Annotated in this window: 10 protein-coding genes; 7 read left to right on the forward strand and 3 right to left on the reverse strand. The window is 45.9% G+C overall.

The genetic code is table 11. The features are described from left to right. Positions 1 to 62 precede the first annotated feature (62 nt). Positions 63 to 368 carry a hypothetical protein gene (locus tag V6W81_RS04300; protein WP_145049172.1) on the forward strand — a complete coding sequence of 102 codons (306 nt, stop codon included), beginning with the start codon at positions 63 to 65 and terminating at the stop codon, positions 366 to 368. Between the two features lie 86 nt (positions 369 to 454). Beyond that, positions 455 to 3,730: a response regulator gene (locus tag V6W81_RS04305; RefSeq protein ID WP_338541718.1), complete on the forward strand. Its 3,276-nt coding sequence runs from the start codon at positions 455 to 457 to the stop codon at positions 3,728 to 3,730. A gap of 26 nt (positions 3,731 to 3,756) precedes the next feature. On the opposite strand, the gene V6W81_RS04310 is transcribed toward V6W81_RS04305, so the two are convergent. Further along, positions 3,757 to 4,431, reverse strand: a complete 675-nt coding sequence (locus V6W81_RS04310; RefSeq protein WP_056692644.1) for a response regulator transcription factor — start codon at positions 4,429 to 4,431, stop codon at positions 3,757 to 3,759. Between the two features lie 194 nt (positions 4,432 to 4,625). Next, on the reverse strand, positions 4,626 to 5,489 hold the full coding sequence (locus tag V6W81_RS04315; RefSeq protein ID WP_145049176.1) for a helix-turn-helix transcriptional regulator: 864 nt from the start codon (positions 5,487 to 5,489) through the stop codon (positions 4,626 to 4,628). Positions 5,490 to 5,620: 131 nt separating this feature from the next. Between V6W81_RS04315 and fabF the strand changes: the two genes are divergently transcribed. Further along, on the forward strand, positions 5,621 to 6,859 hold the full coding sequence (gene fabF, locus V6W81_RS04320; protein WP_338541721.1) for a beta-ketoacyl-ACP synthase II: 1,239 nt from the start codon (positions 5,621 to 5,623) through the stop codon (positions 6,857 to 6,859). A gap of 202 nt (positions 6,860 to 7,061) precedes the next feature. Here fabF and V6W81_RS04325 read toward each other — a convergent pair whose 3' ends face one another. Next, positions 7,062 to 8,291, reverse strand: a complete 1,230-nt coding sequence (locus tag V6W81_RS04325; RefSeq protein ID WP_145049560.1) for a nitrate/nitrite transporter — start codon at positions 8,289 to 8,291, stop codon at positions 7,062 to 7,064. 426 nt (positions 8,292 to 8,717) lie between these two features. Between V6W81_RS04325 and nirB the strand changes: the two genes are divergently transcribed. From nirB to V6W81_RS04345, 4 genes are all read left to right on the forward strand, one after another. Then, positions 8,718 to 10,973 (forward strand): nitrite reductase large subunit NirB, encoded by a 2,256-nt coding sequence (gene nirB, locus V6W81_RS04330; protein ID WP_338541723.1) that lies wholly within the window; start codon positions 8,718 to 8,720, stop codon positions 10,971 to 10,973. A gap of 36 nt (positions 10,974 to 11,009) precedes the next feature. Beyond that, positions 11,010 to 13,139, forward strand: a complete 2,130-nt coding sequence (gene nasC / locus V6W81_RS04335) for an assimilatory nitrate reductase catalytic subunit NasC (protein ID WP_430701045.1) — start codon at positions 11,010 to 11,012, stop codon at positions 13,137 to 13,139. Positions 13,140 to 13,418: 279 nt separating this feature from the next. After that, on the forward strand, positions 13,419 to 13,838 hold the full coding sequence (locus V6W81_RS04340; RefSeq protein WP_338541726.1) for a hypothetical protein: 420 nt from the start codon (positions 13,419 to 13,421) through the stop codon (positions 13,836 to 13,838). Between the two features lie 25 nt (positions 13,839 to 13,863). Beyond that, positions 13,864 to 18,837 (forward strand): DUF4132 domain-containing protein, encoded by a 4,974-nt coding sequence (locus V6W81_RS04345; protein WP_338541728.1) that lies wholly within the window; start codon positions 13,864 to 13,866, stop codon positions 18,835 to 18,837. Positions 18,838 to 19,033: the final 196 nt, after the last annotated feature.

The following is a 19,033-nucleotide window of genomic DNA, read 5'->3' on the forward strand; positions in this document are numbered from 1 at the left end:
GGAGTGTTCTCCGAAGGGATAAGTTAGCTTACATCATGTTACATCAAGGGGAGGTAGTTGCGATGCAACTAGAACTTAAAACTTTTTTATTGTTAGAGGATGCGGTCATGATTACTGATGAACATGGTGTAATTCTGGAGGTGAACTCGATCTATGAGGCCAAAACAGGTTGTGTTAGGGAGCATATGATCGGTCAGCCTGCTCGCCTAGAGATTGATACACATTGGAGAGGGAATCAGACTTGGTCTGGCGTTGCCCATATTGCAAGAGCTAACCAAGAAGTTTGGGAAGCTGAAGTGACGATCACCTCTGTTTATCTGGACGACTCTCTCTTTTATATTAGTATCTTCAATGATTTGTGTGAGTAAGGCGTGGTTCGGGTAAGATTAAAAATAGTTTAATTGATTAAGAGAGATTGGCATAATATGATTTGTTTAACTTGGAAGCTGCAAACGTGAATCCAGCCAAATTCATGAATGCACATACCAGAATCCGCGATTTGGACGGTGACCTATTGCTGCGCGATCTTGTACTGAATATTACGTTGATTCTGATCTTCGTTTTTCTCACACATTATTATCTAAACCAGACGAGTACGAAACGTGTTTCTTTCATTGTTAATCGAATGGTTGTTGGTGTTCTTTATAGCATTCTTGGCACGGCTTTATATTATTTTAGTATCCAAATTAACGATGGCTCGTTATTAAATTTTAGGGCCATTGTCTATTTTTTAGCTACTTATTTTGGTGGAGGTCTTTCCGCGCTTGTCACCTTTGCTTTAATGTTAAGCCTTAGATTGATTATAGGCATTACCCCTCAATTCGGTAATTTAGAATATTTAATTGTTGAGATTATGTTTGTTATCGTCATATATCTGGTCTTTAAGTATGTTAGGCATTTTGTGCTGAAATGGATATGTGGAGCAGTGCTGTTGAACTCGGTGTATGTCTTCACTGTGGGTGAAATACAGTCACTGTCTCTGCCCATTTTAGGCATTCATTTGTCATTTCAGAATGCATGTATCTTATTAGTTTCATTATTTTTGCATTACCTCAATCAAAATCATAATTATCGACTACTCGTTATTCAGAAAGATCGGGAAATGCTAGAGATGCTGCGTATGCAGACTGGCTTTGCCTTTAAAATACAGAAGCGAAACGCTAATTTTGAGTATGTTGTATTAGAAGGAGAAATGCTCTCCCGCATGGGCTTGGACATGAAAAGCGTAATGGAAAATAACAAACGTGGAGGAACAAGCCTTCTACCTAAAGAAAAAATGGATTTTCTAAAGGAGCAATATGAGCGGGCTTGGCAAGGAGAGTCCTTATTTTATGAGTTTGAATATAGGGGTCATTATGCAATTGTGAAGATACAGCCTCTACTGGAAGACGGCGAAGTGAAGTATATCATTGGTCATGGGCTTGATATTACGGAACATCATGCCGTGAAGCGAAGAGTTCAAGAGAGTGAAGAGCGGTATCGAACGTTGGAGCGTGTCTCTCAGGATTGGTTTGTCGGATTTGATGCCAATAAACGCATTGTGTCGGTGAATCAGAGGTTTCTCGATGCGCTTCAGACAAGCAAGGAGCAGGTCTTCGCACAGCAGCTTGAGCACTTGATCACGATCGAGGAGTTGGAGAACTGGTCATTACTATTGCAACAATCCTTGTATAATCAGTCTTCTCAAGAGATGGAGCTTAGCCTGAGGCTCGGAGATGGACAGTTACAACACTATCGGGTGCACTTACATCCCGTTCAGCTGGCGAACTCTACAGAACGTATCAAGGGTGTATTTCATGATATTACGGATCAGGTTCAACGCTTGAAGGCTGATGAGGCTAGTCAGGCAAAAAGTAATTTTCTCGCATGGATGAGTCACGAGATTCGTACCCCGCTAAACGGCATTATCAGTTTTACATTATTGCTTCAACGTACAGGTCTGAACACCATGCAAATGGAGTATTTGAATAAAATAAATACGTCATCTCAATCCTTGCTTACCTTAGTGAATGATATTCTCGATTTTTCCAAAATTGAAGCAGGCAAGCTTACCATAGAGAGAGTACCCTTTTCTCTAGAAGATTTCTTCAAGGGCATTGCTGATCAAGCGGGCGCGGCAGTGGGTTACAAAAATATTGATGTTATCTTCAATACAGATCCAGATCTGCCTTTGCGAGTATATGGTGATCCGGTGAGACTTGAACAGATTCTGCTGAATTTACTCAGCAATGCAATCAAATTCACAGAGCAAGGTCATGTTCTTGTTCACGCTGAGCTCATATCGCTGGATACTGAGCAGGCCGTTGTTCGGTTTGTTGTAGAAGATACGGGCATCGGTATAGCACCAGAACATATGGAGCGGTTATTTGTACCCTTCACACAGGGAGATCCATCAACGTATCGTAAATATGGAGGTTCCGGTTTGGGTTTAACCATCTGTTATCATCTGGTGAGCTCATTAGGAGGAATCCTGCAAGTGGATAGTGTACAGGGAGCATATAGTCGTTTTTCCTTTGAGTTGGTACTGGATTTGGCGGATACGGAAGAGGACTTCTTCCTTCGCATGTATCCTCAACTGCAGCCTCTGATGGGTGCGGCGATCATTGAAGACAATCAACGGCTGGGTGAAAGCTTGATTCAGATGATGCATTCCTTTGGTATCCATGCAGTGTTATATCCTGAACTAGTTGAGCTAGCAGCAAGTCGTGAATTTACTTCCGATCATGATCGCACATACACGGTATTTATGATTGATATGGACATCATAGAGACGGGGAACGGAACGGATTGGAACCGCTTTATCAATAGTCTCGATCGGTCAAAGATTAAGGTGCTCGGATATACCCATCCGTTCAGCGATCATGATATCTGGGAAGAGGGAAATTTAAGCCGTCCTGATCTCATGCTGTTCAAACCGATTACTCGTCTAGGCTTGTTCGAAGCGTTGCTTACCCTTCAGGGAAATGCGCCAATAGAGCAACAAAGGGTCAACTATGATTTAGATGATTCCCAGATCCATCATAAGGGACATATTCTTGTGGCAGAAGATCATGAAATTAATCAACTTGCCATACGTGCAACACTTGAACATATGGGGTTTGAGGTCACATTGGCGGCTAATGGGCAAGAGGTCGTGAAGAAGCTGGATGAACAGAGATGGAAACTCATTATGTTGGATCTATATATGCCTGAAATGAATGGGTTGGATACAGCACGTCATATCCGTCAGATTAGGCAGTATGATCATACGCCGATCCTTGCTCTAACGGCAAATGGGTTACAAAGTGATTATGAGAAATGCCTTGAAATGGGTATGAATAGCATCTTGTTTAAACCCATCAATGAGCAACAAATAGCAGAGAAATTAACACTATGGATCAACCTGAGAGGAATGAAAGAGATCAGGGGTATGCATGTGGAGAAGGCCATCAATCAGATGGGCGATAAGCCGCATATCTTACAATATGCGCTTACGAAGTTTAAGGCGGAGTACAGTTTGTTTCAAAAAAAGATAGAGTTGCAGCTTCAATATCATCGGCTGGATGATGCCATTCGCAATGTTCATTCACTCAAAGGTGTTGCTGCAAACCTGCATGCCGCAAGGTTATTGGAGCTTGTTCTTGAACTAGAGACATGTTTAGTTAATCTATCACCTAGAGCCGATGTGGCTGCACAACTAGAGAAGGTGCAACAAGAAATAGATGTGATCACTACGTCTTTGCCATGGTGAAGCAGATATATAACTGATGGTTCACATTAAGGTGTGAACTTATATCCCACCCCCCAGATGGTATGAATGTATTGGGGGTTTTTTGGGTTGATTTCAATTTTTTTGCGTAATTTTGCAATGTGAACATCGATGGTACGATCATTAATATAGGCATCTAAACCCCGAATGGCTTCAATCAGGGCATAGCGACTGTATACCCGGCCTGGATTAAGTACAAATAATTTCATGATTTCAAATTCAGAAAATGTAGTTTCAATCTTCCGATGATTGAGCAGAATCGTTCTGCGTTCCAAATCCAGAGAGATTCCTGGCTGCTCTTTAGACATGATGGAGTTATGATGTATTGCCGTTCGGCGTAGCACAGCTTCTATGCGTGCTTTGAGCTCCTGCATGCTAAAGGGCTTACACACATAGTCATCGGCTCCATCCGATAAGGAACGAATTCGTTCAGAGATATCGGTTAACGATGAGATGACGATTATAGGTGTGGTTGTATGCTCTCGAATGAGCAGACAAGGGTTCTTACCTCCCAGGTCAGGGAGCATTAAATCAAGAAGAATGATATCAGGCAGCGCTTGAAGCTGTAGAAGACCATCTCTTGCGTTATCGACACGAATTACGTCATATCCTTCCCCTTGAAGATATAGGGATAATGTGTCACCTAACATATTGTCGTCTTCTATTATAAGCACTTTGGTCATGATGTTCCTTTCTAAAATCCACGATGTGGAAGTGGGCTAACTGTCCTAAATTCACCTTAATCTACCTGATAATCTATACTTACGAGGGGATGATGTCAAGGATAGGATGGACGCTTTCCGAAATGTAGTTTTCATCCTAGTTGATTTTGATATTGGCTAGAGCCACACTGGTGTAAATGTGGCATCCAATCAGGTTATACTGAGCCGCCGAGGTTCCTCGGATCACGTTCCATGAGATGCATAAGCTTCTGTTCAGTAGCTGTGTCCGCTGCCGGTGTATAGATGCTACAGCGCAGGTCAGAACTGCCATGAATCTGCAAGGATGTAAGGTCAAATAACATTTTGCCTGCCTTAGAGTGTCTAAACTCAATGAGAACGTCAGGGGCACTGCTGACACTACTCTGTTTCCACAGTGTGCGAAAGTCTGGATATTGATCCATCATCTCCTCCAAAAACAAATTATACCATTCATCCTCCACATACTGACCATAGTAAGCACGGAATATCGCCAGAAAGCCGCTAACAAAATGCTCCCAGTTCACCGCAAGTCTGCGGAACTCCTTACGTTCAAATAACAGACGAATCATATTACGTTGTTCAAGTGGAATGAGGTCAAAATCGATAAATACATGTCTGGCTGCATCGTTCCAGCCAACAATGTAGCATCGGCGATCAGAGATAATGCTCGGGCAATGCTCCAGATCGCGAAGAATCCGTTGTAGTGGTGGACTGATCTGCAACGGTTCTTCTTCCGCAATATGTGCTGCTGCCTGATGTTCCAATGCTAGCGAGAACAAGTATTTGCGTTCATCGGGCGTTAACTTGAGAGCCGTCGAGATATTATCCAACACGGAATGAGATACCTGGATATCCCGTCCCTGTTCCAGCCAGGTGTACCAGGTGGTACTTACCCCAGCTAGTTGAGCCACTTCTTCCCGTCGTAAACCAGGTGTTCTTCGCCGCGTGCCCGTAGGCAGACCGACGGATTCTGGCGATATTTTGGCACGCTGGTTTTTCATAAATGAGGATAGAGCTTGAAGCCTGGCGTCATGATTCACGAATTCACCCTCCATCTAATCCATTATCCTAGTGGTCATTATACTAGGATAAACAACAACTTGTAATAGGATAACACCCATGACAATATTAAATCGAACTTAATTTTGTATACATGCTGGAGGGAAAGAAGATGGAGCGTGTTGTAATTACAGGAATGGGAATTATCTCTCCTTTGGGAAATGATGTGGAAACATTCTGGAATAACCTTGTTCAGGGCAAAACAGGAATTTCAATGATTGATACGTATGATATGACACAATATAAATCTAAAATGGCTGGTGTGGTTCGAGATTTTGATGGGGAGCAGCAATTCGGACGTAAAGAGGCTCGCCGTATGGATCGCTTCACCCAATTTGCCGTTGCAGCAGCAGAACAGGCCTTAATGCAATCGGGTCTAGAACTGGAGAAGCTAGAGCGAGAGCGGGTGGGTGTGTATGTTGGTTCCGGCATTGGGGGAATTCAAACCTTGGTTGAACAGAGCAACCTGCTTACTGCGCGAGGTCCGGGAAGAGTCAGTCCTACCCTTGTGCCCATGATGATCTCGAACATGGCGGCATCGATGATTAGCATGAGGTTTGGTTGTTGGGGGCCAACGCTCTCGCCAGTGACCGCATGCTCTATCGGTAATACAGCGATTGGAGAGGCATTTCGGTTAATTCGACATGGCGGAGCTGATGTTATTTTTGCAGGAGGCACGGAGGCTGCCGTGACTGAGGTCGCTTTGGCGAGTTTTGCTAACGCAACGGCATTATCTACGCGTAATGAAGAGGTGAAGGCAGCGAGTCGTCCGTTTGATGCAGGGCGAGATGGCTTCGTTATGGCTGAGGGTGCAGGAATCGTCGTGGTGGAGTCGCTGTCTCATGCCCTTGCTAGAGGTGCTCATATTCTGGCTGAAGTTGTCGGATATGGCGCGAGTTCAGACGCATACCACATGGTTGCCACCCACCCGGAAGGAAGAGGTGCATTTTTGGCGATGAGGGCTGCATTGAAGGATGCTCATCTCGAACCTGAGCATGTGGATGTCATCAATGCACATGCAACAAGCACAGAAGCAGGTGATCTTTCCGAGACCCGGGCGATCAAGAAGCTATTTGGCGAAGCGGCTTACCGGATTCCTGTAACTGCGAATAAGTCGATGACTGGACATATGCTCGGTGCGGCTGGAGGTGCGGAAGCGATCTCTTTAATCCAGACGTTGAGACATGGGATTATTCCACCAACAATTAACCAGGAACAGTCAGATCCTGAATGTGACTTAGATTATGTCCCTAATGAAGCTAGAGAAGCCAACATGAGCATCGGGATGTCTAATTCGTTTGGTTTTGGTGGACATAACGCGGTATTAGTGTTTCAAAAGTTTGGGGCTTGAGTTGTTGAATTTCTTCAACCAAATGACGAATTAACTAAAACAACGAAAAAACGAAGACGAGTAACGAAGTAACTTTCAAGTAATTAGAAGTAACATTCAAGTAAACAAAGGAAAAAACAGCGTTGCCACACAAGGCAGTCGCTGTTTTTTTGTATGCAAAGTTTCCAACCCATGCCATACCGCAAACTATCTTCGGGTGCCATTAGGAGGACATGGAGGGAGCATCCGCTTGTTTCGTAACGGAGCCTTTCAACCAGTGAGCACGCCATTTGGATTGCATAACCAGCACTAACAACATGGATGCTGCAGCAATCAGACTAAGGATGACAAAGCCTGGCGTGTACGATTGATAAGAGCTATACAACTGGCCGAGAATGAGAGGCAGTGCATATCCACCAAGTCCACCGGCTGCACCAACGATTCCGGTCATGAGTCCAATTTCATTGCCAAACCGTTGTGGAACCAATTGGAACACGGAACCATTGCCGGCACCGAGACACATCATACCTAGGAATAACATAACGACAACTACAGGAAGTGGAGGGATGAAGGATACACCTACTAGCATGATACATGCTCCTGTATAGAGGAAGGTTAACATGCGTGTCCCACCGAGTTTATCTGCCAGATAGCCGCCAACAGGTCGGAAGAAGCTGCCTGCAATAACGCAAAAGGTAGTGATATCTGCTGCACGAACAGGTGATAGTCCGTATTGAGTATTGAAAAAGATGGTCAGATAGTTACATAATCCAACGAAACCGCCAAACGTTACACAGTAGAACGCGCAGAACACCCAAGCATCTCTTTGCTTCAACAAGCTTCCGTATTGAGATAATTTCTTCGGTTCAGGACGGTTCGGACTGTTACGGGCGAAGATGGAAAAGAGGATAAATACAATCACGATGGGGATAATCGCTAGACCAAATACGACTTCCCAACTGCCAAAGTGAGTGGCTAACCGGTTAGCGAACAATGTAGCGAGAACGGTTCCGCTATTCCCTGCTCCTGCGATCCCCATGGCAAGTCCTTGATGTTCCTTCGGATACCACTGTCCTGCAAGTGGCAAGGCTGCTGCGAATGAAGCACCTGCAACACCGAGCAGAAGTGCGACTACATATAACTGGCTTAGTGATTCTACCCATAACCAGCCTAATAATAAGGGGATAATGGTGACAATCATACCAATCTGAGCCGTTCGTTTCGGGCCAATATAATCGGACATAAATCCGAGTACAAGTCGAAGAATTGAGCCGCCCAGAATAGGGAGTGCCACGAGATTAGCCTTCTCTAGGGGAGTCATCGGATAATCCAAGGCAATGACAACGGCCAGTGGGCCAAGCATACCCCAGATCATAAAGCTGATATCAAAATACAAAAATGCGCCAAAGAGGGTAGGCTTATGCCCGCTTTTCCAAAAACTTTTGCTCTCCATCATCCATCATCGCTCCTCATCCATTTGAAAATATTTCTTACACGTGGTGTGTAATCCAATAGAAAAAGGCCACAAATCGTCCAGATCATTGAACGATTTGCGGCCTCTTTGCCGACTGGCGTAACACGTCATTGTGTTTCCGCACCCGATAGGATCACAGCACTGTGATTTTGATTCAAATTATAAAAAAGGAAATTGAGTATGTCAACAAAAATTACATGAAATTTAAAATTACCTAATTTTTAATGTCACATCTTCTTTTTGTGTTAATTTTATTGACATCATTTAAATTTTAACTTAATCTGAATCTAATATGAATTCACACAATGGCGTGTGAATTCCGGAGGCAACGGTGCCCTTTTCCGAATGATGGAGAAGGGATTTTTCTGTTTTTTTATCAGCGTGTGAACGAGTAGGGGGTAGCTCATGGATAAAAAGAAGCTGGTGGTCATCGGAAATGGTATGGCTGGCGTGAAGTGCATCGAGGAGATCATCGCCATTGCTCCGGATACGTATGACATTGTGATTTATGGTAATGAGCCAAGGCCTAACTATAACCGAATCATGCTGTCCAAGGTTCTGCAAGGCGAGCATACGGTGCAGGATATCATTCTTAACGATTGGAGCTGGTATGACCAGCATGGAATTCGGCTTCATACAGGCGAGACGGTTACAAGAATCAACACGCAGGAGAAATATGTAGAGACAGCATCTGGAATGAAGGAATCATATGACATCCTGATTCTAGCCACAGGATCATCCCCATTCATTCCACCGATTCCGGGAGTAGACAAAGAGAGAGTGATGTCATTTAGAACAGTGGATGACTGTACACGCATGGCTCAATATTCGAAGCAATACGGCAAGGCTGCTGTTATTGGGGGTGGCTTACTTGGACTAGAGGCCGCTCGAGGACTTCTACATCTTGGCATGGATGCGGTTATCGTTCATAACGCGCCTTATATCATGAACCGTCAGTTGGATGCCCAAGCCGCGGATATGTTACAGCGGGAACTGGAGAGTCAGGGGATGAAGTTTCTTCTATCTAAGAATACGCAGAAAATTGTGGGCAGATCCCAAGCGCAAGGTCTGGCTTTTACGGATGGTTCGAGGCTCGAAGCGGATGTGGTGATCGTAGCTGTAGGTATTCGCCCCAATGTCGAGTTAGCTAGACGGAGTGGAATTTATACCCATCGTGCCATAGTTGTTGATGATTTTATGCGTACCAGTGTTCAAGATGTGTATGCGGTTGGTGAATGTGCGGAGCATCGGGGGATCAGTTATGGACTGGTTGCTCCATTGTTTGAACAAGGAAAGGTTCTAGCTCGTACGTTATGCCGGCAGGAAACGGGAGCGTATGCAGGCTCAATTCCCTATTCGCAACTGAAAGTATCTGGGGTAGATGTCTTCTCCGCAGGTGACATTAGCGGTGAAGGCATGCAGACAGCCATACAGATGCTGGATGGTGTTCAGGGAACCTATAAGAAGGTACTTATGCAAGCAGGCAAGGTTCGAGGGGCTATTTTGTTTGGAGATACGACAGAAGGAACTGCATTACTCAGTCTTGTTCAACGGGGAGCTGACGTAGCTGAATTACGACCACATGATGGAGAACCTGATCCGGCGGAAAAAGCGGCAGCAGCATTACCTGCACAGGACACGGTATGTGCTTGCAACAATGTTAGCAAATCGGCGATCATGCAGGCGATCCAAGAGCATGGGCTACAGAATGCAGATCAGGTTAAGGAGCGAACCAAAGCATCCGGATCATGTGGTGGATGTCGTCCCATGGTCGTAGCTCTGGTGAAGCACACGCACAATGTCCAGAAGAACGGCGGCGCGAGTACTGCTGCGGATACCGAAGCGGATCAGAAAGAGCTACCGATATGTGGCTGTACAACGCTGGGACATGATGGACTCAAGAGTGCGATGGAAGAGATGTACCGGGAGCAAAAATCTTCGGTCGAGCTGACATTGGATATTCAACATGGAACTGATTGGGAGTCAGAGAAGATTTTATTACTGCAAAGGTTGGGCTGGGAAACAGCATCGGGATGTGAGGTTTGCGAACCAGCAATTCGTTATTATGCACAAGTACTAACACATGGAGTTGCGAGTATGAACTCGGATCGTGAATGGGGTGTTTACGGGGCAGAGCAAGCTCATGGGACTCTCGTGTACAGTGATGACGCTCTGTATGATGCTCTTTCGAGGTCAGATGTGGATGGACTCTTAACTGAACGACTTCGTCTGACGTGGAGAGGTATGGCGATGCCTGCTCCAGTTAGAATTGCGGTAGCTACAAGGCTGTCGTCACCCCTTAGCCCTGTTGTTCAAGATTTAGGTTTGCAAGCTTCTCCGGCTGGGTGGGAGGTATATGTTGGTGGTCATGCAGAGCAGCCCGTTAAGCAAGGTGGATTGTTAGGGCTTGCGGAAACGGTGGGGGATGCAGTGAGGCTTGCCTCGGCGTGTCTTCAGTGGTATCGCCAGACAGCGCGATTTGACGAACCGATGTGGGCATGGTCGGAGCGGCTAGGATTCATGTCGATTCGAGAGATACTGCTGGATTATCAGTTGCAGGGCGAGCTGGTGAACAGAAAGAACGCCGAGATAGCGAGTGCATCGGATGCTCGTGACGCAGTCTTATCTTATGGCAGAACGGCTGTACAAGGTCAGAAATGATGTGCACAATCATTTTAGTGGAATGGCGGGATGAGGATGACACCATCTATCAATGTGGAGAAGACAGCTTCAATGCTCCAGGTACAGGAAACGCAGTGTCCCTATTGCAGTGTGCAATGTAAGATGACGGTGCGTGAAGTGGCTAGGTCGGTTACAGGTGAACGTCGAGCGGAATACATCGTCGAAGGGGTTCCGAATAAGGCTTCACAAGGACGGCTGTGCGTCAAAGGCATGAATGCACATCAACATGCGCTCAGCAAAGAACGTTTGTTGCATCCACTGATCCGTCGGAACGGTGAGCTTGTAACCAGTTCATGGAGCGAGGTAACCGAGTTCATATCGGAAAAGTTCAGCCATCTGCAAGAGAGTTATGGAGTAGACACAATTGGCGTGTATGGTGGAGGTTCTCTTACCAATGAGACGGCTTATTTACTCGGTAAATTCGCAAGGATCGGTTTAGGAACGAAGTACATCGACTATAACGGACGGTTCTGTATGTCGGCAGCGGCTTCGGCTGGCAGTAAAGTGTTTGGCATGGATCGGGGACTAACATTTCGTTTATCGGATATTCCGCTCGCACGTTGTATTGTGCTGGCCGGTACGAATATTGCCGAATGTCAGCCTACACTGCTTCCTTACTTTAATGAGGCAAAAGAGAATGGGGCATTTATTATCGTGATTGATCCACGCAAGACTGCCACTGCGGGGATCGCTGATCTTCATTTGCAGATTAAACCGGGAATGGATGCGTTGTTGGCAGATATTATGATGAAGCTAATTATAGATGCAGGCGATGTAGATCATCAGTTTATCGGGGATCGGACTCATGGGTTTGAACAGTTACAACAGGAACTGGCGGAGATGGATCTGGTAGAGGCTGCTGCCAAGTGTGGGATTGAGCTTGAACAGATTCGTCAGGCTGCGCTTGCTTATGGTCAGGCGGATACCGCAATGGTTATGACTGCCCGTGGGGTTGAACAACAGACCGATGGACATATGGCGGTCCGGCATTTTCTGAATCTGGTGCTGGCGACAGGTAATATTGGTAAACCCGGCTGTGGTTATGGCGCAATCACTGGTCAGGGTAACGGGCAGGGTGGTCGCGAGCATGGACAGAAAGCCGATCAATTACCAGGCTATCGCTCCATTGAAAATGAGCAAGATCGTGCTTATGTTGCATCTGTGTGGGGTGTGGATCCAGCGAGTTTGCCGGGAAAAGGGGTCTCTGCTTATGAAATGATGGAACTGGTTCATGATCAGAAGATTCGTGGTTTATTCGTGATGGGATCCAATCCAGTGGTGTCGAACCCTAATGTACGTTTGGTGGAAGAAGGTCTGCGTAAGCTGGATTTTCTAGTCGTGGCAGATATGTTTCTCTCGGATACAGCACGAATGGCTGATGTGGTGCTACCCGTTACAGCATATCTGGAGAACGAGGGGACATTAACGAATCTAGAAGGCCGTGTTCTACTTCGTGAGCAGGGGGTACCAGCACCGGGTGAGGCGCTTCATGATTGGGACATCTTATGTCGCATCGCTGCGGAGATGGGCAAGGCTTCGTATTTTCAATTCCAGTCTGCCGAGGAGATCTTCAATGAACTGCGAGAGGCCAGCCGGGGAGGCGTTGCTGATTATTATGGAATCACGTATGAACGACTACGTCATGAAAAAGGGATCTATTGGCCTTGCCCGTCAGTGGAGAACACGGGAGAAGGATTAGTATTTGCTGAACGCTTTGCTCACGCAGATGGCAGAGCCTCCTTTACTGCAGAGGCGAGTCCAGGTTGGAATGAAGTATCCCGAGAATTCCCGCTAATTCTCACGAATGGGCGTGTGCTTCCGCATTATCTTACCGGCGTACAGACGCATCGAAGCCCGACGCTTGAAGCACGCGAGCTGGAGAACTTTGTTGAGCTTCATCCAACTACGGCTTCTCGTCACCGCATTCGGGATGGTGAATGGGTAGAGGTTCAATCTGTCTATGGTAGCTTCACGGTTCGAAGCAGAGTGAAGGAGCATATTCGTGAAGATACGTTGTTCGTACCGATGCACTGGGGCGGCATTCAGAATGTGAATAGAGCTACAAGACCTGAACTGGACCCGTATTGCCGTATGCCCGGCTTCAAGACGGCAGCCGTTACGATCCGTCCTTTGCGTTTGGTATGATATACATTTTTGTGTAAATGAACAGAAGGTTTCCTTGCAAAGAGGGGACCTTCTTTATTTTTTGCTAGATTATGAGGTAGTTCATAGGTTACATATAAAACGTGAGAAATGACTCATGTATGTGAAGAAGGATTTGGTTATCATACTAAATAGGGGCACATATGTACGCATTATTTTGATTTTGATAAGGTAGTCTCGTAATCTAGCTCTGTAATTGGCACTCAAGGGCCGATCAATGAGATAATGGATATATTTAATAGATAGGAAGGGGGAGGCGGAGTGAATGTATGGGTCACAGTCAAGAGCTTGGGCAAACGAAAACCTGCTCTCGCCAAACAAGCTACCGAACTTCCGGAAACAACGGGCACGCTGAGACAACTTATTAGTAATATGGTTACGCTGCAAGTGCAGGCGCTAGAGGACAAGAAAAACCAGGTAGAATGGCTTGCATACCTCATGCCTGAAGAGATTGAGTCCCAGGGAGCTGCGGGAAAAGTGGGCTTTGGGGCGGTTAATAATGAAGGAACTCCTGAGTTGCAGCAGGCAATCGAAACGGCCGTGTTAGCACATGAAGATGGTTTATATAAAGTGTTTGTTAATGAAGAAGAAGTACATCAATTGGATGAGCCGTTAACACTGCGTGAGGGTGATGAGCTAGTATTTATCCGGTTCACCATGCTTGCAGGTCGATTGTGGTAGGACGTATCTAAAGGAGGAGAATTCGATGAATCAGCAAGAGCAGGAACAGGGATATCTGAACGAGTTACGGGAAAAGGCGGCATCATTGCCTGAGGAACAGCATGAGTTGGCTGCTTATGTTGTAGAACTGGCTGGATTAGGTTATTTGCGTGAAGACGAAAAGCTCTATTTAAATATGCGACATACCTTATTACAATTGGCGGCAGCTACTGGTCGCCCGCTATTCCAGCCTGTTTTAGACATACTGGGACATGTGGCAAGTGAGCAACTATGTGCCCGGTTCCGTTATATTGCGGAGCAAGCACCGAAGTATCCATACAGTAGCAACTATGAACGCAGACCGTTCCGTACAGCTGATCCTGCACTGCATATGGGTCAAGTATTACGCAAGCTAGTCGGACTGTTCCGTATGGAAATCCGTGCATTCTCTCTCACCGAGTATGTGTCGCTTCGTGAATACAAGTTCGATTACCAATACGAAATTCGATGGGTGCTCTCTGATTGTATTGCTTATGAGCTGGATCATGATAACGGCGAAATGAAGCAGGCATTACATGACATCATCTATGGAGACAACCAGAATGCACTGTTGAGCGGCGAGATGATTAAAGGCATTGTACTGAGTAACCAGACCGAAGCGTATCAGATGGTGGGTGAACTGCTGGTTGCTGCAAGACTGCAGGAGGGACTGCGGCAGAGTATCGTTGAGCGTATGGATGAAGGTGCGATTGAGGCGTATGTATACATATTAAAAATTATCATCGACAACAATCTGATCCGGTTCAGCTCGGTGGTGCGTGCGCTTGCTGTCTGGACAGGTATTGGCATTGAAGCGGCTAATCAACGAGTTGCGACCCAGCTTATAACGCAGGCTTACGAGGCTCTAGTTGATCCTGAAGTACGCGCAGCATGGCAACTGGAAGATAACGCAAACAAACTGTTTATTAGTCTCTGGGCTACGGCAGTAATTGAAGAGAGCGAATTGGGAGCTAAGGTGATCCAGATCATGGATCAAGGCCAATTATATCAACAGATCGTCGCTCAATATGTGCTTGCGAACAGCCAGAACCGAGAACTGCGATTAAGTCTGGCGCGTCAGTATCTTGGTGGACATGACATAGAGTTAATGCACTGGATTGTCCAAAATTACGATGCGATGTACACCTATGACTGGGGTCGGTTTGAAGATGGAGATCAACAGCGCAGAGTGTATGTCTGGCCTCTACCTGTATTTTCAGATAAAGCTGTACGGCGACGGGATTTTGATCTATTCAAGCAGATGTTAGACGTCATTCCTCAGGCAGGCGCGGGAGGGTCGTCAGGCGTTCTTGAATTTGTTCAGTATCGTATTGATGCGGATGATGTCGTGAAGAAGATGCTCTATTTAGCAGCCTACGATATGGATCCGGAATGGATTAGCGAAGTGGTTGCGTTAAAAGACAAGCTCAGCGCCGATCTGAGAGGGGAGCTTCTGTCTCTATTTTTACAAGATCCTCAACAGGAGGTACAGCGACAGTTTATCCTCGGTAGTTTATCGGATAAAAGTATGACGAACCGTGAAAGTGCGCTTCTTAAACTGAAGAAGCTTACCTTAACGACAGAGGAAATGAAGCAACTTGAGGCTTTGCTCAAATTAAAGACTGGTTCACTACGCCAGAAGGTCATACAGGTGCTTCTGCTTCAACCTGTAGATGAGCTTGAGAGTGCGTTGCAACGGCTTCTGACTGCCAAAGGTGAATTGCAGCGTCTAGGTGCGCTTGAATTGTTGACAGAGATCGCATCCGATCCGGAGCGAACATCACAACAAAACCAATTACAGCCATTAGCGGAGTTGATCACAGCCCCGACAGCTAAGGAGCAGAAATTGCTGGATAAGTTGAACGAGCAGAATAGTCAGTATACCGCTGCAAATGGATTTGGTTTGTTCGATCCTTCACGGAAGCAGCCTTTGCTTGAAGAGCAGCGTGATTTCGGTAGCTTTAATGTGAAGGAGATGTTCACCCTTTCCTTGGAAAAGGCGGAACAATTCCTTGGTGCGCTTGATGCGTTGGTGCATGAGCATAGAGATGTGGAATATGAAGTGGAGTATTACGCGGGCTACAAAGAAACACTTCTGGTCGGAGCTAACCTACGCTCGACGGTTCCTTATACGCAACGTAATGAAATGCCTTTAATGGAGCAATTCCCATTACATGAGGTGTGGGAGGAATTCATTAAGCATAATGGTCTGGATCACCAGGAATTGCTACAGCTCGTTTTCAGCATGCGATTCCACAATCTGAATAAAAATTTGGACGACCACTACAGCTATTATAGTCAGGCATATGAATATGATGAGCTGCGGAAGATTCCGTTGCTGGAGGGTTGGCGCAAGGAGTTTGCAGAGCAGATCTATCCTCTATCTTATATCGAGCAGTTGAAGGAACTATTTGAGAAATTGACGTATTCCGAGCAAGTGGAAGCGATCGTTACAGCTGCTTTTGAGGATAGTGACAAGGCGGATACATTCGAGATTGCTGAGAAGGCATGGGCATTTATTATAGCGAGTATGCCGAAGGAGCAATTGGAGAAGGAAACGGGTATGCTTCATATCTTAACCGGTCCATGGAATTACCTTGTACACGGCAGAATCTATGATGACCATAGCTTTAAGCGTTATTTCCAGACAGCCTATCAATTGAAGAACCTGGTTAAAGATACACATCCGTTAAACTTGTTATCGCTGGAAGACTTTTTACGTGCTTACAAACTAGATTTAATTGATGATCAGGAGATCTATCAACAATTGTTGACGGGTGCAGATCGCCATGGCTTCATTCGAGATTTAACGTATAGCCGTACCGAGGGTGTTGCGGACGATCCAGAGCTGGTTCGTATACGGGATACCGTTGTTAACCGTATTGTGGAGATTGAATTAACACGGGGTGAGCTATCCACAGAAGTTAGCACACTTGCGATGAAGCTTGATCGAATTGAAGGCATGGAGCACTGGGTGCATCTTGTCTCCGCAATGGATCAGGACACCTTCGTTCGTGGTTATATTTATGGTTACGGGAATAACACGACACGCAAAGAAACATTCAGCTATCTAATTCAGAAATGTCATCCAAGAGATGGTGAGAATGAAGATCTTCTACGCGAGCTACTAGAACGGTATCCAATTCAGGAGAAGAAATTGCTTGAGGCGGCAATGTACGCACCGCAGTGGATGGAGATTGTGGCGAAATATCTAGGCTGGGAAGGGCTGCGTAGCGCAGCATGGTACTTCCATGCCCACATTAACGAGAGCTTTACGGCGGAAAAAGAAACGATTGTGGCGCACTATTCTCCAATTTCCCCACAAGAGTTCAACGATGGTGCTTTTGATATTGCTTGGTTTGAAGAAGCGTACGCAGCTGTAGGTGAGGAACGTTTCAACCTGTTATATGATTGTGCCAAGTATATATCAGGCGGAGCTAATCATCGCAGATCACAATTGTTTGCAGATGCTGCGCTAGGGAAACTGCGCCTCGAGGATATGCGGAAGTCGGTTGAAGAGAAGCGTAACAAGGATCATTTGTTGACGTACAGTCTGATTCCATTTGCTGAAGAGCGGGAGCAAGACCTACGGGAACGGTATGACTTCATTCAGAAGTTTCTAATGCAGAGTAAACAATTCGGAGCACAGCGACGTGCTAGCGAGGGAGCTGCATCCCAGATTGCGTTGGGTAATCTGGCTCGAAATGCAGGCTACGCCGATATCACACGTCTGATCTGGGATATGGAAGCCCGCAAGCTGGATGAGATGAAGTCTTATTTTGAGCCACATGAACTAGATGAGACGACGACAGCGCAATTGGTTATTGATGAGGAAGGGCAGTCGGATCTCCTCTTGATCAGCAAAGGGAAGACACTCAAGTCTGTACCTGCGAGGTTTAAGAAGGATGGATATATCACTGAATTGAAGGAGTTAAAATCAGACCTGGTACAGCAGTATCGCAGAGCTAGACAGGAGCTTGAGCGCTCCATGACATCAGAGACTGCTTTTACCCGTGAAGAGATTTCGAGTCTGTTCCAGAATCCAGTTCTTCGACCTTTAGTGAGCAACCTTGTATTCAAGACCGGTGAATACGTAGGGCGATTCGATGCATCGGCAGGTGGTCTAATTAACGTGGATCAGGAAGGCACTATCCACCCGCTGACAGATCAAGATGAGCTGTTGATTGCACATGCGTTACATCTGTATAACAGTGGTCAATGGAGTGAGTTCCAACGTGATCTATTCACCCGTCAGGAGCGGCAGCCATTCAAGCAGGTATTCCGAGAGTTGTATCTGCCTAATGAGGATGAACTGGCGAATGGTACTGTATCCCGGCGCTATGCTGGATATCAGATTCAAACTCAAAAGACCGTGGCTCTGCTCAAAGGACGCCAGTGGACAGTAAGTTATGAAGAAGGTCTACAGAAGGTGAGTTATGAGCATAACCTGATTGCCAATCTGTATGCGATGGCAGACTGGTTCTCCCCGGCTGATACGGAGTCACCTACGCTGGAGACAGTTCAATTCTATGATCGCAAAACGTACAAGCCTGTAGCATTACAAGATGTACCACCGATCTTCTTCTCTGAGGTCATGCGAGATATTGATCTGGTTGTGAGCATTGCACATGTGGGCGGAGTAGATCCAGAAGCAAGCTTGACGACAATTGAGATGCGTCATGTGATCGTTAACGAATCTCTTCGTTTGCTGAAAATAGACAATGTCCGTTTGGACGGGAATTATGCGCGTATTGATGGTGAGCTGGGAGAATATGCTGTTCATCTAGGTAGCGGTAATGTGTTCAAGCAAGCGACAGGAGCACTTCACATTGTACCTGTGCATAGTCAGCATCGTGGACGAATTTTCTTGCCATTCTTGGATGAAGATCCAAGAACTGCGGAGATTTTATCCAAGATTATGCTGCTGGCCGAAGATAAGAAAATCAAGGATCCTCAGATTCTTGCCCAATTGCAGAACTAGAATGATGTCTTGGGATAAGCCATAAACATAGCCGGAGTACCTGTTAAAAGGGACTTCGGCTACTTCTCTATGTTCTTATTCATGAAGTTTATATGGTGTATCCGATTTCAAAATGACTTTGGACCCAGGTGCACCAAAACTACTTCCTGATATTGATAATTAATTGTATAAACTAGGAGGATTCAAGTGGGCCTAT

It is taken from the genome of Paenibacillus tundrae, from assembly GCF_036884255.1.
In the GTDB taxonomy this organism is placed as follows: domain Bacteria; phylum Bacillota; class Bacilli; order Paenibacillales; family Paenibacillaceae; genus Paenibacillus.